Origin of the sequence: Shewanella sairae (genome assembly GCF_023283535.1) — a bacterium.
Taxonomy (GTDB): domain Bacteria; phylum Pseudomonadota; class Gammaproteobacteria; order Enterobacterales; family Shewanellaceae; genus Shewanella; species Shewanella sairae.
Window position 1 is genome coordinate 116,931 of the sequence record NZ_JAKILT010000006.1, and the last position, 16,162, is coordinate 133,092.

Sequence of the window (16,162 nt, forward strand, 5' to 3'; positions counted from 1 at the left end):
CAATCCATTTGAAAATATATAAAAACTCCCGCAATAGCGGGAGTCATTGTATTAGGTTAGGTACCATGCAACTAGGGTAACTTGACCCTTGGTATGGCGCCATAACTTAACTTTTGCTTAGTCTTCTAACGGCACAACTTTAGCGATGTAAGGCAGGTTACGATACTGCTCCGCATAGTCGATACCATAACCTACGATAAACTCGTCAGGGATAGTGAAGCCAATAAAGTCCACAGGTACGTCAACTTCACGACGTTCAGGCTTATCCAGTAAAGTACAAAGCGCCAAACTTTTTGGCTCACGTAGCAACAACATATCGCGAACTTTGTACAAGGTATTGCCTGAATCAATGAGATCTTCAACGATCAGTACATCACGCCCCTGAATATCAGACTGTACGTCTTTAAGGATTTTTACATCGCGGCTGCTGCTCATTGCATTGCCATAGCTTGAAACCGACATAAAATCGATCTCAACGTGACCTTTAATACGTCTGCAAAGATCTGCCATAAAAACAACAGAACCTTTTAACAGACCTACCATTAGTAGGCGGTCGCTATCGGCATAATGTGCATTAATCTGCTCAGCCAAAATATCCAATTTTTGATCGATCTCTTCAGCAGTGATCATCACTTCAGTGGTGTGTTTCATATAACTCTCAGTTGTCGAAATCGCTTACGTTATGCTTGTCATAACCCCAGCGATTCGTTAGTGCATGGTTAACGCCCAGATGGTCAAGAATTCGAGCGACCATGAAGTCTACCAGATCTTCAACCGATTTGGGATTATGATAAAAGCCTGGTGCCGCCGGCATAATGGTCGCACCTAGCTTAGAAAGTGACAACATATGCTCTAAGTGTATGGCGCTAAAAGGAGTTTCTCGCGGAACCAAGATTAATTGGCCGCGTTCTTTTATTACGACATCTGCCGCTCTTTCTAACAAATTATTACTCATACCCGTGGCAACCGCAGCTAAAGTGCCGGTACTGCACGGACAAATCACCATTTGCTTCGGTGCAGCGGAGCCCGACGCAGGTGGTGAAAACCACTCTTCTTTGCCTAAAACGATAAGCTCACCAGCAACCTCACCAAATTGGGCGAGTAATTGCTGTTTAGCCTTGTCGCTATTAGCGCTCAGTTGTAGGCCCTGCTCAGTGGCTAACACCACGCGAGCAGCCGATGAGATCATCAGAAATACCTGATAATCACTTTTCAATAAAATCTCTAGCAATCTCAAGCCGTACGGCGCACCAGACGCACCGGTCCAAGCTAAGCTTATCGACTTTTCTGCTTTACGATATTTAACGCTCATGGCCTATTATTTACCTATGTTAATACGAAGCTCAGCGAGCAGCTTTTGGTGTAATCCACCAAAACCACCATTACTCATTACAATAATAGTCTCTCCCGGCTCAGCTTGAGCTGCGACCTTAGCCACAATCTCATCGATATCATATAAGACTTCAACCGGAACTGATGCCGATGCCATCGCTTCGCTGATATCCCAATCGATATTACCCGCTTGATATAAAAAGGCGTTAGTCGCCAAACTCAAAGAGTTGGCTAAGGTATCTTTGTGCACGCCGCTTTTCATCGTGTTAGAACGAGGCTCTAAAATCACGGTAATTTTGCTCTTCCCAACCCGAGCACGCATGCCGCTTAACGAAGTTGTAATCGCCGTAGGGTGATGGGCAAAATCGTCATACACTTCAATACCATTTACAGTGTCCAGTAACTCCATACGGCGCTTTGGTGGTGCAAACTGAGTTAGCGCATTAATTGCCGCTTCAGGTTTAACCCCTACATGGCGCGCAGCGGCAATCGCCATTACTGCATTTTCAATATTGTGTTGGCCAATTAATTGCCAGTCTAAAGTACCTTGAGACTCTCCATCGAAGAAGACCTCAAACTTATGACCATCTTCCGCCAAGTTCACCGCATACCAACCTTGCTTATTTGCCGCTAGGTGATAGGTCTCTTGTTCGCTCCAGCAGCCCATATCAATCACTTGCTGAACACTGCTCGCATCCGCAGGCCAAATGATCTTGCCTTCACCGGGTACGGTACGTATTACGTGGTTAAACTGACGTTGGATCGCTTTTAAATCATCAAAGATATCAGCGTGATCAAATTCTAAGTTGTTAATCACTAATGTGCGCGGCTGATAATGGACGAACTTAGAACGCTTATCGAAAAATGCACTGTCGTATTCGTCCGCTTCAACCACAAAGAAAGGTGAGCCCCCTAGGCGTGCAGATACGCCAAAGTTCTGTGGTACACCGCCAATCAAAAAGCCAGGCTCATAGCCACAGTCTTCTAAAATCCATGCAAGCATACTTGAGGTTGAGGTTTTGCCGTGAGTGCCCGATACAGCCAGTACCCAGCGCTGTGGCAAAATGTGCTCGGCTAAAAATTGTGGCCCTGAAGTGTATTTAATTCCACGATTCAATACCGCTTCAACACAAGGGTTACCGCGACTCATGGCATTACCAATCACCACTAAATCTGGCGCATCATCTTCATTGATGCCTAATTGTGACGGATCGAAGCCTTGAATAAGCTCGATACCCTGCTCTTCGAGTTGCGTACTCATTGGCGGATAAACATTGGCATCGCTGCCGGTGACTTTGTGCCCTTCCGCTCTAGCCAATAATGCTAAGCCACCCATAAAGGTGCCACAAATCCCTAATATATGTACGTGCATGCCAGCCACTCTAGTGAATAAAAAATCTGCCTCATTCTACCCAATTGCGACCAGCTTTGTCAGTTAACTCTTCTTTAAATACTCACTTAAAATTACCAAGCCTGAACCTGATATTGCTTGCTTGAATAACTTAGCCATGCCCCCTTTGGCACATGGCTAATAACATCATCAAGGCGTGTAGTTAACGCATGATCAATAAAGGAACTATACTTTTGGCTAGCACTTGAGTTGTGTTGCTCCCCACAAAATACTGCCGCAATCTAGTATGGCTGTAGGCTCCCATCACTATCATATCGAGCTGCTGTTGCTGTTGATAACTTAATAATGCTTCATCGACAGCGCCAGTTAACACGCTCTGAGTGATAAATAGACCTGCTTGTTTCAGTCGCTCTGCCGCGCCCTCAAAAGCTAAGCTTTTATCACCATGATTACTGACCATCACTAAATGACACTCCAAGCTGGCCAGCAGAGGAGATTTGATGACTTTTTCAATTAGCAATTCGCTGGCGTCACTCGCATCAAAAGCGATCATGTAGGCATTTGGCGGATTAAAGTATTCACTGACCACGAAGATATCTGACTTAATCGAGCGAACTACGCTTTCTAGCTGCGAGCCAATCGTACTGCTGGCACTATGCTCTTCACCTGATTTCCCCATCACCAATAAGCTCAAGTCAGCGTCAAAATCTGCTAAGGTCTCAATAAAGTTGCCATGACGCTGTAATTGGGCCACCTCATCAACCCCTCTAACCAAGGCGAGTTCTTTAGCATCTGCTAACAACTGCTTGCCATGTTTTAAGGCGACTTTACTACGCAGCTCATCCAGCTCAACTAACTCATTAAGCAGCTCTTCTTGGCTACCTAAGCCAATTTGGCCCGACAGTTCACTCACCACAGGCCGAGTTGTTTTTTCAAGTACATGCAGCAAGGTTAACGGTTGCTGAATTTTTTGAGCTGCCCAAGCACTGGCTTCACAGGTCGCTAAGGTCAATTTTGAACCATCAATACACGCAACGATATTATTCATTCTTCTCATCCTCTTAGTGTCCAGCCAGTAATTTTTCGACTTCTTCAGGTTTATCATGTACACCAAACTTATCAACAATAGTCTGTGTGGCTTGATTCATACCAATTAAACTCACATTAGTGCCTTCACGGCGAAACTTAATCACCACTTTATCTAACGCTGACACAGCTGTGACATCCCAAAAGTGCGCATCATAAAGGTTGATAGTGACCGACTCTGATACCTCTTTGAAATTAAAAGACTGTATAAACTTGTCTGCGGAGGCGAAGAATACTTGACCAATGACACGGTATTCACTGGTCCCCGTTACAACATCAAGTTGTTTAACGACCATCATGCGGCTAATCTTATTCGCAAAAAATAGTGATGCCAGTAACACACCAACAAACACACCAAGAGCAAGGTTATGTGTCAGTACAACCACCACCACCGTGGCTAACATTACGATATTGGTCGACAATGGGTGTTGCTTCATATCGGTAATCGAGCGCCAAGAGAAGGTGCCAATGGCCACCATAATCATTACAGCCACTAGCGCTGCCATTGGGATCTGTTGTAACCAAGGCCCTAGAAACACCACCATAACCAGCAGATATATACCAGCGGCAAAACTTGATAACCGGCCTCGTCCCCCGGATTTGATATTAATCATCGACTGACCAATCATGGCGCAGCCAGCCATGCCGCCAAGTAAACCACTAGAGATATTCGCTAAGCCCTGACCTTTACACTCGTGGTTTTTATCACTTTTTGTATCAGTTAGGTCGTCGACAATAGTTGCTGTCATCATCGACTCCAACAAGCCGACAATCGCCAGTGCAGCAGAATATGGCAATACGATAAATAGAGTTGCGATATTTATAGGTACGTCTGGCCAAAGGAAGATAGGTAGGGTGTCTGGCAGTTCCCCCATGTCGCCAACCGTACGCACATCAAGGTTAAATATCACCGCCACAATAGTAAGCACTAATATGCAAATTAATGGTGAAGGGATCAGTTTACCGACAAAAGGGATAAGCGGGAAAAGGTAGATAATGGCGAGACCAGCAGCGGTCATAGCATAGACATGCCAAGTTACATCGGTAAGCTCAGGCAACTGCGCCATAAAAATCAATATTGCCAGCGCGTTAACAAAACCTGTTACCACTGAACGCGATACAAAACGCATTAAGTTACCCAGCTTAAGGTATCCCGCTAGTACTTGCAGCACACCGGTTAAGACTGTGGCTGCAAGCAAGTATTCTAAACCGTGCTCTTTTACCAATGTCACCATTAATAAGGCCATCGCCCCTGTTGCAGCAGAGATCATACCGGGACGAGCTCCTGTAAACGCAATGACGACAGAAATACAAAACGAAGCGTACAACCCCACTTTAGGGTCAACTCCAGCAATAATAGAAAATGCGATTGCCTCAGGGATCAGAGCTAACGCAACAACCAAGCCCGCAAGCAGATCGCCACGAATATTAGACAACCAATCGTTTTTGAAATTTTTAAACATTGAACATCTCAGTTTTTTCGCACGGCAGTACGCACCAGAGATTAGGCTGGCGTATTAAGCGTGCTTTTTTGATAAAATTTGGCGCAGAAAACAGTCGTAAGAATTCGACAACGAATTGACGTACGCAAAGGATTAAGTGTGATACTTAAGTTAGCAATGAAAGCTATAAGGGGGGCAAAACGTTAGGGTGGCGTCATTAACACAGTGAGTAATATCCTCTTAGCTAAAGATTAGGTAGCGCCATTGTACACAGAAAACCCAGTCCATAAAACAACCAAGGTCACGCCAAGCAACATATACCACTACAAAATAGCTTTTCATTAAGTGTAAATCACTAACTAGTACTTTTATCTGTAAAAAGTTGCCATTATTTCAGAATCATTCCAGTTCACAGTTTTAGCAAAAAGTTGATCAAATCAATGCGCCCCATCACCTTGCTGCTTCCTCGCTATTTAAGCAATTAATGACATACGGTATAACAAGGCTATTGCTGACAATCACTGCTACACCACGACTCTTTATTTCGCCTGAACTATAAAGGAACCCCCAATGTTCTTCGTCCATATGCTGTTGCTGTTAACTGTTATTTTTGTGGGGATCCGCTACGGTGGTGTGGCCTTTGGCCTACTCGGCGGCTTGGGCGTATCGATTCTTGCTTTTGTGTTTGGTATTGCGCCAGGTAATCCGCCTATCAACGTGATGTTGATTATTCTGGCTGTGGTTGCGGCGTCAGCGACCCTTGAAGCCACTGGCGGCCTAAAATTACTGGTCCGTTACGCTGAAAAATTACTGCGTAAACACCCTAACCAAATCGTATTTCTCGGCCCACTGTGTACTTACTCATTAACGGTTTTAGTCGGTACTGGCCATTCGGTTTACCCGCTATTGCCGGTAATTTACGATGTTGCTTACAAAAAAGGCATCCGTCCTGAGCGCCCACTTGCCATTGCTACCGTTGCATCGCAAATGGGGATTACCGCCAGCCCAATTGCAGCGGCAGCAGCCGTAGTGATTGCCAGCTCTATGGAAAACAACCTTGATATTAGTCTTATTGATGTGCTGCTCGTCACCATTCCATCGACTCTAATAGGTGTACTTGTTGCCTCAGCCTGGAGCCTTAATCGCGGTAAAGATCTCGATAAAGACCCTGAGTTTCAAGCGCGCTTACAAGATGAAGATTTTAGAAATAGCCTGATTGATACTGAGTCAGACAGCAGCGATAGCGCTAAGAATAACAGCACTGCCAAGAAAGGTTTAAGCATCTTCTTACTGGGTATTTTGTCGGTGATTGCGCTGGCAATGTTTGGCGACCAACTACTACCAGAAGGCGTGAAGATGTCGGTAGCGATTCAGTTTATGATGCTATCGGTTGGCGCGATTATCCTACTGGCAACCAAGATTGATCCGAAGAAAATCGTCCACAGCAATGTGTTTATTGCCGGTATGACTGCAGTGATTATTATCTTTGGTATTGCATGGTTAAGTGACACCATTATTGGTCATCACAAGTCTTATTTAATCGAATCAGTGAGCGATATCGTGCATGCGCACCCTTGGTCTTTTGCCATCGCCATGTTTACCGCCTCGGTATTTTTAAAGAGCCAAGCGGCCACTTTAACCATTATGCTGCCGTTGGGCTTTTCGCTAGGTATTCCAGCGCCAGTGCTTATCGGCGTACTACCAGCTTGTTATGCCTACTTCTTCTTCCCGTTCTACCCAAGCGACCTAGCTGCGATCAGCTTTGACAGAACTGGCACCACCCATATTGGTAAATACATAGTTAACCATAGCTTTATCGTGCCAGGTTTTATCGGCGTGGTCACAGCTACGGTTGTGGGTTACGCGATATCAATGATGATTAATTAGCTAGCTAGAACAAAAGCTATGCTAAAAGCGCTGCTTGGTACTGAGTATCAACGGCGCTTTTTTATGACATTTTCATTGTTGTTTTAATGTCCCCTTTTCACAATAAACAGCCTTTATCGAGACCAACATGAGCCACCAATTCACAGCTGATGACAGCCGACTACTTAGCGATATTATGCGCCTACGGCGTGATGTACGCGGCAATCACTTTTTACCAACCCCAGTTGATGACAGTGTTTTAGATAAACTGCTTGAGGCCGCACTGCACGCACCATCGGTTGGTTACTCACAACCCTGGCAGTTTGTGGTGATCCGCTCAGATAAAGTAAAACAACAAGTGCAGCAATCGTTTTTACGGGCCAATATTGCCGGGCAAGCGCAATTTACTGGCGATAAAAATGCTCAGTACAGCAAGCTTAAGCTTGAAGGCATTTTAGAGGCGCCGGTTAACCTTGCGGTATTTTATCAGCCACAATCGACTCCAGTGCTTGGGCAAACCAGTATGCCTGATATGGGGCGTTTCAGTGTGGTATGTGCCATTCAAAACCTATGGTTAATGGCTCGCTCACTAAATATCGGTGTAGGTTGGGTCAGTATTATTGACCCTAATGCAGTAAAACAAATCCTAAATGCCCCAGAGCAAAGCGAACTAATTGGCTATCTATGCATTGGTTATGTGGATGAGTTTCTTGATGAGCCAGAGCTCAAAACGGCTGGCTGGGAACAGCAAAAAACCAAGAATGATGTGATATTTAAAGACAGCTTTTAACGCCCTAAAACAGTGTTAATCAGTACGCTTTCAAGCATAAACAAAAATAATCTTAAAAAAGAATCAAAAAAATAAAACCCTTTTTCAAAACGGCTACGTTTATAGATAACAAGACAAGTCATTCATACTTGAATCAGTTACTATTTTTGGAGCCATTATGAAATCATCAATTATTGCCGCAGTCGTTTCTACCCTTATCGCTTCTAGCAGCATGATAGCAAGCGCCCATGCTGCTGACGTGGACTTTCCTCATCTTAATACCATAGGCACCAGTGAAATAGCGGTTAAAGCCGATATGGCCGAAGTGAATGTTGAAGTGGTGATTAAAGCTAAAACAGCACAAGAAGCAAAGCGTGAATCAGATAAAGCTGTTGCCAGTTTTCTAGCTCGTCTTGAAAAAGCCGGCATTGATAAAGCCCTTATTCAAAGCGCCAATATCAACTTGCAGCCGCAATACCATTATGAAAAAAACAAGCCTAACCAGCTTATTGGCTACAACGCCAACCGCCGCATCAAGGTAACGGTAATAGATCTCGCTAAGCTCAATGACATCCTAGACTCAGCACTTGAGCAAGGCATTAACCGCATCAATAACATTGCGCTTAAGTCGAGTAAAGAAGCTGAGTATGTCGAGCAAGCAAGAATGGCGGCAATTAAAGATGCTCAACAAAAAGCCAAAACCTTAGCCGCAGGCTTTGGCGAAGAAATCGATGGCGTATGGCAGATTAGCTACTTTGAGCAACGCCCAATTCAGCCAGTGATGTTAAGAATGAATTCAGAAGCCAAAAGCTTCGATGCTGGTCAAAGTTACCAGCAAGGCCAGGTGATGATCCAAGATAGAGTTGAAGTCACTTATCGTTTAAAAGATTAGCAATTTGCAGAGGGCGTCCGTTTGCAAGACTAATCTACAGATACTCGCACTCTAAAAACAACAAAGGCTTACCCGCTAAAGGTAAGCCTTTGTATTTATTGATAGCGCACTATGCATTAGCAGTACGCTAAACCAAGCATTCACTATAAAATATAGCGGATACCAATGGCGACACCGTCATCTTCGGTAAGCTGCTGCGCAGCCTCTTTATCTGGGTCGCGGCTTGAAAAGTCACTAAAGTCCTTACGGGCTTCTAGGTACATCACCACGCTATTGTCCCAGTAATAATGCACACCAGCAAAAGCAAATTGGCGCTTAAACACATCACCCGGGTGGACTCTTTCATATTGGTCGCCAGCCTCTAGAATATTGTATGAAGCCAAGACCTTAACGTTGTTATCAAAGTAGTAAGACACTAAAGACTCAAACCCGACTGCATCTTGTAAGAAGCGGCCTAAATTATCGGTATCGTGATATTCGTTAGCATTAACGTTAGCAGCGGCGTAAAAACCATATTGATCCCAGCCGCCCCAGCTCGCGCCAACACCGTAAATATAATCAGTTTCAGAGATCACTCGACCACTTGCCGTTCTGCCTTCTGGCTCACCGATATTACCACCCGCAGTTAAAGTTAACATCGAGGTGACGTTATAGGTTAAGCCCACACCATAAGTATTATCGTATTCAGTCATAAGCAGACGATTCGGATTGGTTGAACCATCATCTGGGATATCAGACACACTGTTTTTCAGCTGCATCTGCACCGCCAGACTAAAATCACCAAAACTGTTACGATATTGAATGATTTTATCACCACGCCCAACACCGTTAATGGCACCGTCAGACTTGTTATAGGTGTAGGTTCCCGAGGCGTTGCCATCCCAGACCATACCGTAGTTGGTGTTGTATACCACGTCGTACCAAGCACCCCATTGCTTACCAATCGATACAGAACCGTAATCGTCATGACTAAGACCAACATAACCGAGACGATTATTTAGAAAGTCACCACTTTTAGTTTCAAAATTACTTTCACTACTGTAAGAAATGGTGCTGTTACCAAACGGATTAACCCCCCATTCCAGCTTAACGTAGGTTTTCCAGTCATTGGACATATTACGGGTAAAAGCAAAGTTAATCCGCGAACTACCGTTGACCACTTCCGTCACCCCTTGGGTGTCGATAACACGGGCATCAACATAGCCACCAATATCAAAAACATTCTTATCGTCTTTATAGACTTCAACGGCAAAGCAGGTTGGCGCAAAGGCCAAAGCCGCCACCGGACATAGTGCTAGCGCTTGTTTCATGGGATCTCCAACCTTGGGTATCAATTCATCATTCCGTTTTACTGATTTTGCTTAATCGACTTAATCGACTTAGGCAAACTACTGGCTCAGTGACTTTTACGACTAAAGGGTTCACTAAACAAAAACATAGCAAATAAATGACTTAATACAAGGTGAGGCTAGCGGCTATAAAGGATTTTCGGCGAAGAGAAACTCACAAACTCACCAGAAGAATAAAGGCGTTAACGCAAAACGACCAAGTCTAATTATATAAAAGAGACTTGGTCGCAGACAGATTGGGTTGGCGTTTAACAGGCTTTATCTAGTGCTTGAGCAACATCGGCAATAATGTCGTCGATATGTTCGATGCCCACTGAAATACGCACCAAATCTTCAGACACCCCCGCCTTAGCCAACTCTGCAGCATCGAGTTGCCTATGGGTGGTTGAGGCTGGGTGGCAAGCTAACGACTTGGCGTCACCAATATTCACCAGTCTTAAAATCATCTGCAGTGCATCAATAAACTTGCCGCCAGCTTGCTTACCATCAGCGGCCTTTATGCCAAAGCTAATAATGCCAGACGCCTTACCTTGGGTAATCTTGTGACAATTATCTTGAAACGGGCTGTCAGCTAATGCGGCGTAATTCACCCAAGCGACCTTAGGGTGAGATGATAAAAACTGCGCTAAAGCCAAGGCATTATCGCAATGTCGTTCCATCCTTAATGCTAGAGTTTCTAAACCCTGCAGCAGTAAAAAGGCGCTTTGTGGTGCAAGCGCAGCCCCTGTATTGCGCAGCGGTACGACTCGACAACGCCCAATAAACGCCGCGGGACCAAATGCTTGAGTGTAAACCACGCCGTGATATGACGGATCAGGCTCATTGAGTAAAGCAAAGCGCTTTGGCTGGGCAGCCCAGTCAAACTTACCGCTATCAATAATCACTCCACCGATAGTGGTGCCGTGACCACCTATGTATTTGGTCAATGAATGGATAACTATATCCGCACCATGCTCAAATGGCTTACATAACACAGGCGTTGCCACGGTATTATCAACGATTAAGGGCACGCCGTGTTTATGGGCAATTTCCGCTAAGCGTTGTAGGTCGACAATATTGCCAGCAGGGTTACCAATCGATTCGCAAAATAACGCTTTAGTTTTGTCGTCGATTAGCGCGTCAAGCTGCTCAAAATCATCATAAGCCGCCATACGTACATCAACCCCTTGGCGCGGCAAGGTATGGGCAAACAGGTTATAGGTCCCACCATATAACTGACTGGTACTGACGATATTGTCTCCCACTTGGGTCAGCGCCTGAATAGCATAGGTAATAGCTGCCATTCCCGAGGCTAAAGCAAGCGCACCTATTCCACCTTCAATGGCGGCAAGACGTTGCTCAAGCACATCTGTGGTGGGGTTCATAATGCGGGTATAAATATTGCCAGGCACTTTTAAGTCAAAAAGGTCGGCACCATGCTGTGTATCATCAAAGGTATAAGACGTGGTTTGATAGATAGGCACTGCAGCTGCCTTAGTGGTCGCTTCCGATTCATATCCGTGGTGCAGCGCTAAAGATTCAAGTTTCATCGCGTCATGTCCTATTCCAATTGAATGAAATATCAACATAGCACTTAGCCATCTAGAAGTCTAAATCTATTTATTTAACCAGATTAAAGCACCATCACCGAAATCAGCGATGGCACCAAGCCCGCCACTTTATACCTGTTCAAGCATTTTCGGGTCGAATTGCTCAGGGGTAATGGTTAATCCAAGCGAAGTAATTTTATCGTTTAATTGATTGAGATCTTGCTCGACCGTGGACAAGGTTAACGTGTTGTCATCCAAGGTGTATACTTGCTTTAAACTGACAAAATAAAAGCTCAAAATAATAAACGCATTCGGCTCATTATTGTCGGCGGCTTGTTTTATTTTAGCCAACTTACGATAAATCTGGTTATGCAGCTGCTTTAAGCGCCACACATAGTAAACCTCTTGAAAGAAAGGTTTCTTCTTTTGGCTATTTAACACGGCGCTGCACACTGCTAATGCCAGAAAAACGCCCATCACATTAAGGTGAAAGTTACCGGTAGACTCGCCGTTTGCAGCCGCTGGAGCGCCAAAGAAATGAATTAATAGCGCACCAAATGCCAACGCCAAGATAGCTAAACTGGCGACAAAGCTCATAATCACTCGATTGGTATTTTGCCTATAGGTTGCTTTATCAATATCCATCAATTGCATGTTCGTTCTCTTCTATCCTTTCAGCATGTATCGGAGTCGTTTTTAAAATTGTTATGACGAATCTCTCGGCTAAAAACACCGATTAACCCAAGCTTACCATTTATCGATAAACCCGAGATGAAATTTCACTAAACAGGCTATCGACCGAGTAAATGAGTTTGTAATTAGCCAACAAACTTGGCAACTTAAGCCAAGCCTTAAATAGAGCCTGCTAAGACAACCGAGTTCACAATTTTTGGCAAACACAGGATTAGCAGTAAAAACATCTAGACGTCTAAATTGACAGACGTCTTTCGATCTCATATCCTCTCACCTATTGAGATGTACCATTCTATGATTTAGCGCTAGCTAATAAGTAGTTTGTTCCAGCTAGGAGGGCAATGGGAACAATGGTTCAAAGACTGATTGAAGATAAGAGAGATAACATTGACGACTTCCAGTAATGCCCCTGAAGCCCAAAAAGCTGCCGCGACAACGGCTCCATCATTTTTAGCCCTAACGCCACTATTTCTATTTCTAGCGCTATTTATTGGTGCCGGCGTTTATTTTCAAAGCCAAGGCGTAGACTTTGCGTTTTATCAATTACCAAGCGTAGTGGCAATTTTACCCGCCATTATCTTTGCTATTTTGATTTCAAAGCAAAAGCTTAACCAGTCAATAGAGACCTTCTTAAACGGTATCGGCCACTCAAATATCATCGCTATGTGTATGATTTATTTGTTGGCAGGTGCATTTGCCGCGGTTGCTAAAGCCACTGGTGGTGTTGATGCCACTGTCGCCCTTGGTTTGTCTTTAGTGCCATCAAGCTTATTGCTACCAGGCTTCTTTGTGATTGCTGCGTTTATCGCAACCGCAATGGGTACCTCTATGGGCACTATTGCAGCAGTAGCCCCTATTGCACTAGGCGTTGCTAACGAAGCGCAAATAGACTTAGCCATTATGGCGGGTGCGGTTATTTCAGGTGCACTATTTGGTGACAACCTATCAATTATCTCTGACACCACTATTGCAGCCACCCGTACTCAGGGCTGTGAGATGAAAGACAAGTTCAGAGAAAACCTAATTTTTGCTATCCCAGCTTCAATTATTACCTTAGTGATTTTCACTTTAGCAGGCCAAGGCCAGGCTGATGTAGCAGCACAGGAAATTGATTTTGTTAAAGTCATTCCTTACCTAACCATTTTATTCTTAGCGGTTGCCGGTCTTAACGTATTTGTGGTGTTGACCATAGGTATTCTACTTGCCGGTATTACTGGCATAGCAACCATGGATTACGGCGTGATCCAATTTGGTAAAGACATCTATGCAGGCTTTGGTAGCATGCAAGAAATCTTCATTCTGTCTATGTTAGTCGGTGGTTTAGCCGCGTTAATGCAGCAACAAGGTGGTCTAGCATTTGTTAGCCAGCAAATTGAAAAGCTAATCAGTCGCTTCTCTAAAGCCAAAGGCGAAGCATCATGCCGCGCATCAGAACTAGGCATGGCAGCCATTGTTGCTACCACTAACACTTGTGTTGCTAACAACACAGTATCGATTGTGGTTACAGGTGATATTGCTAAAGATCTAGCTCAAAAGCACGGCGTAACACCTAAGCGCGCAGCCAGTATTTTGGATATTTTCTCTTGTATCATTCAAGGTCTCATTCCATACGGCGCACAAGCACTATTAGTTGCTTCAACCTTCAGCCTATCGCCATTAACGGTAGTGGCTCATGCTTGGTACTGTATGATCTTAGCTGTTGTGGCTGTAGCCATCGTTATCTTGCGTAAACGCCATTAATCAGGCAAGTTTAGTTATGTGGTTTTAACAACACATTCGCGCCATAAAAGGAGTACATCAAGATGTGCTCCTTTTTTGTTTATGCCCAAGTAAGGATACTCATGGAAGATACATTTCAGAATCAATCAATGCAGTATGACCATCACCGTTTAGTTGTGGGTCTTATTTTCCTAGGGGCATTAATCGCAGCAATTGGCGTATCTTTATCTGTTTGGTTTGAATACCAAAATATCGGCTTAGGCGTTATCAATCAGCGAGCCGATTTCTTGGGAGATTACACTTATACGCGCTACGCCTTTATTTATAATATGTCTTTGATGGTCGCAGGCCTGTGCATTTTATTATCCATGATAAGCCTGTTTCTATTGCGGCTCGGCTACTTTAGCACTTACCTATCTTACCTATCTTGCATAGGTTGCTGGGTTGGTTTTTGCGTGATTTTAATGGGGATATTTCCCATTAACTACTTAGAAACTCACCGTCTAGTGTCGACCTGCTTTTTAGTGGGAACCGTTGCCATGTACTTTCTATGTATTACAGATAAGTTTAACCATAATTCCAGTTGCAGTTGGCCAGTGTTTATAACCAGTGTGCTTGGCTTTATTGCTGCCTCAGCACTTATCTTTCAGTTAAACTGGCACACCTTAGATTTCGAACCTTGTGAAAAGCATAATCAACCCCATTACTGCTGGGTAGCCATTACCTTATGGGCTCAGACCAATATTGTTATGATATGGTGCCTTGCCCACGCTTGGAGCATACGCCAAATGGCAATTAAAAATTACCAAGAACTTACCCAGCAATATTTAGCTGAAGACTAAGCCCATTTAATGAGACTCGCAAAATACCTCGCCTTAACCGGTTGTTGCTCGCGTCGCGCCGCCACTCGTCTAATTAGAGACGGCCTAGTGCGTATAGACGATCGCACCGCTAATCATGTGGATAGCGTTACCCTAATAGACACAGAACATGGCCAGCAATGCGCTGAAACCATCTATGTTAACGACGAGCTAATTGCCGCCGTCGAAGCCAAAGCCTACTGGCTATTTAACAAAGCCGTTGGTACCGACAGCCGCTTATTAGCTGACTTACCTAATAGTTTGTTACACTTATTGCCTGAATCCCCAAGGCTTTACCCCATAGGCCGTCTCGATAAAGACAGTCGTGGTTTATTGATATTAACTAATGATGGTGAGTTAACCCATAAGCTAATGCACCCTGATTTTGGTCATGCTAAAACTTACCATGTGCAAGTAGACCGCCCGTTTGAGGATGCTTTTCTTGCCAGCATGACCGCAGGGGTAAGTTATAAAGACGTCACCACTTTACCTTGTGTGATGAGCCGTTTGGATTCTGATAAGTATCAGATCACCTTAACTCAAGGTTTGAACCGCCAGATCAGGCGCATGTCGCAGGCTTTGGGGTTTAAGGTTATCGATCTTAAACGAGTGTCGATTCAGAGTTTACAGTTAGGGGATTTGCCAGAAGGCTCTATGCGATCTTTGAGTTCCGTTGAGCTAACGGAATTGCTAGCTTCTGTTGCTTGTACAGAAGCTGACGCTTGAGGTTCAGTTAAACTAGGTTTAACAAATTCAGCTAAAAGCAATCAGGCTACGCCTGACTTCTAAGTTAGACTTCGTCTAACAACTAACGTCGTGGGATTCCATCCCACACCCGGGCAAGGAGGACTGCTCGTCCTTATCAAGAACATCCTTTTTCAAAAGCCAGTTCGCCGTCCGTGGCTCTCGCTCAGAGAGCCCATAGTGATGGACTTCGCCCTTTCATCCACCATGACGCCCCGACGAAGTTACATGCATTAGATACGAGCCTCATACTTATTTGAAATAGTCTAACGCTTCCGATGGGACATCCTGTCCCGCGAAAGCTATGCCCACATCCATGTGGGCATCACGACTATTTCTTCAACGTACTTCGGCAACTTCGATGGGGAATAGGTGTTTTCTGTTAGCCTACAAGATCATCTAGCTTTTGATGTGATAACTAAAGACAATTCCAACTCACTTTTGGACAGAAATCAGTTAGAGTCAAAGCTCTTAAAGTGATGAGTTTCATTAGGGAAAGTAAGGTAAGTGGATTTACGGTAACGCCTAGC

The 16,162-nt window shown here is 44.4% G+C and carries 14 protein-coding genes; 6 read left to right on the top strand and 8 right to left on the bottom strand.

All coding sequences use genetic code 11. The annotated features are described in order from the left end of the window. Positions 1–117: 117 nt before the first annotated feature. The 5 genes from hpt to L2748_RS04100 form a co-directional block, all read right to left on the bottom strand. Complete coding sequence (hpt, locus tag L2748_RS04080) at positions 118–651, bottom strand: hypoxanthine phosphoribosyltransferase (RefSeq protein WP_220781670.1); 534 nt, start codon at positions 649–651, stop codon at positions 118–120. A 7-nt stretch (positions 652–658) separates the two neighbouring features. Then, positions 659–1,312, bottom strand: coding sequence for a flavin prenyltransferase UbiX (locus tag L2748_RS04085; RefSeq protein WP_220781669.1), 654 nt, complete (start codon positions 1,310–1,312; stop codon positions 659–661). A gap of 6 nt (positions 1,313–1,318) precedes the next feature. After that, positions 1,319–2,704, bottom strand: a complete 1,386-nt coding sequence (gene mpl, locus L2748_RS04090) for a UDP-N-acetylmuramate:L-alanyl-gamma-D-glutamyl-meso-diaminopimelate ligase (RefSeq protein WP_220781668.1) — start codon at positions 2,702–2,704, stop codon at positions 1,319–1,321. Positions 2,705–2,885: 181 nt separating this feature from the next. Continuing rightward, a complete protein-coding gene (locus L2748_RS04095; protein WP_220781667.1) occupies positions 2,886–3,731 on the bottom strand; it encodes a universal stress protein in 846 nt (281 codons plus the stop codon). A gap of 13 nt (positions 3,732–3,744) precedes the next feature. Beyond that, positions 3,745–5,232 carry a SulP family inorganic anion transporter gene (locus L2748_RS04100; protein ID WP_220781666.1) on the bottom strand — a complete coding sequence of 496 codons (1,488 nt, stop codon included), beginning with the start codon at positions 5,230–5,232 and terminating at the stop codon, positions 3,745–3,747. A gap of 549 nt (positions 5,233–5,781) precedes the next feature. Here L2748_RS04100 and L2748_RS04105 point away from each other — a divergent pair. From L2748_RS04105 to L2748_RS04115, 3 genes are all read left to right on the top strand, one after another. After that, positions 5,782–7,098, top strand: coding sequence for an anaerobic C4-dicarboxylate transporter (locus tag L2748_RS04105; RefSeq protein WP_220781665.1), 1,317 nt, complete (start codon positions 5,782–5,784; stop codon positions 7,096–7,098). Positions 7,099–7,225: 127 nt separating this feature from the next. Next, on the top strand, positions 7,226–7,867 hold the full coding sequence (gene bluB, locus L2748_RS04110) for a 5,6-dimethylbenzimidazole synthase (protein WP_220781664.1): 642 nt from the start codon (positions 7,226–7,228) through the stop codon (positions 7,865–7,867). Positions 7,868–8,024: 157 nt separating this feature from the next. Then, on the top strand, positions 8,025–8,738 hold the full coding sequence (locus tag L2748_RS04115) for an oxidative stress defense protein (protein WP_220781663.1): 714 nt from the start codon (positions 8,025–8,027) through the stop codon (positions 8,736–8,738). 143 nt (positions 8,739–8,881) lie between these two features. Here the strand turns inward: L2748_RS04115 and L2748_RS04120 are convergent, their stop codons facing one another. From L2748_RS04120 to L2748_RS04130, 3 genes are all read right to left on the bottom strand, one after another. Continuing rightward, positions 8,882–10,048 (bottom strand): porin, encoded by a 1,167-nt coding sequence (locus L2748_RS04120; RefSeq protein WP_220781662.1) that lies wholly within the window; start codon positions 10,046–10,048, stop codon positions 8,882–8,884. A gap of 287 nt (positions 10,049–10,335) precedes the next feature. Then, on the bottom strand, positions 10,336–11,616 hold the full coding sequence (locus L2748_RS04125) for an O-acetylhomoserine aminocarboxypropyltransferase/cysteine synthase family protein (RefSeq protein ID WP_220781661.1): 1,281 nt from the start codon (positions 11,614–11,616) through the stop codon (positions 10,336–10,338). Between the two features lie 129 nt (positions 11,617–11,745). After that, on the bottom strand, positions 11,746–12,270 hold the full coding sequence (locus tag L2748_RS04130) for a DUF3087 domain-containing protein (RefSeq protein ID WP_220781660.1): 525 nt from the start codon (positions 12,268–12,270) through the stop codon (positions 11,746–11,748). Positions 12,271–12,696: 426 nt separating this feature from the next. Here L2748_RS04130 and L2748_RS04135 point away from each other — a divergent pair, with 426 nt between their 5' ends. From L2748_RS04135 to L2748_RS04145, 3 genes are all read left to right on the top strand, one after another. Next, a complete protein-coding gene (locus L2748_RS04135; protein WP_220781659.1) occupies positions 12,697–14,049 on the top strand; it encodes a Na+/H+ antiporter NhaC family protein in 1,353 nt (450 codons plus the stop codon). Positions 14,050–14,150: 101 nt separating this feature from the next. Further along, the gene (locus L2748_RS04140) at positions 14,151–14,870 is read left to right on the top strand and encodes a hypothetical protein (RefSeq protein WP_220781658.1); all 720 of its coding nucleotides are present in this window, start codon (positions 14,151–14,153) and stop codon (positions 14,868–14,870) included. 9 nt (positions 14,871–14,879) lie between these two features. Next, positions 14,880–15,614 carry an RNA pseudouridine synthase gene (locus L2748_RS04145; RefSeq protein WP_220781657.1) on the top strand — a complete coding sequence of 245 codons (735 nt, stop codon included), beginning with the start codon at positions 14,880–14,882 and terminating at the stop codon, positions 15,612–15,614. Positions 15,615–16,162: the final 548 nt, after the last annotated feature.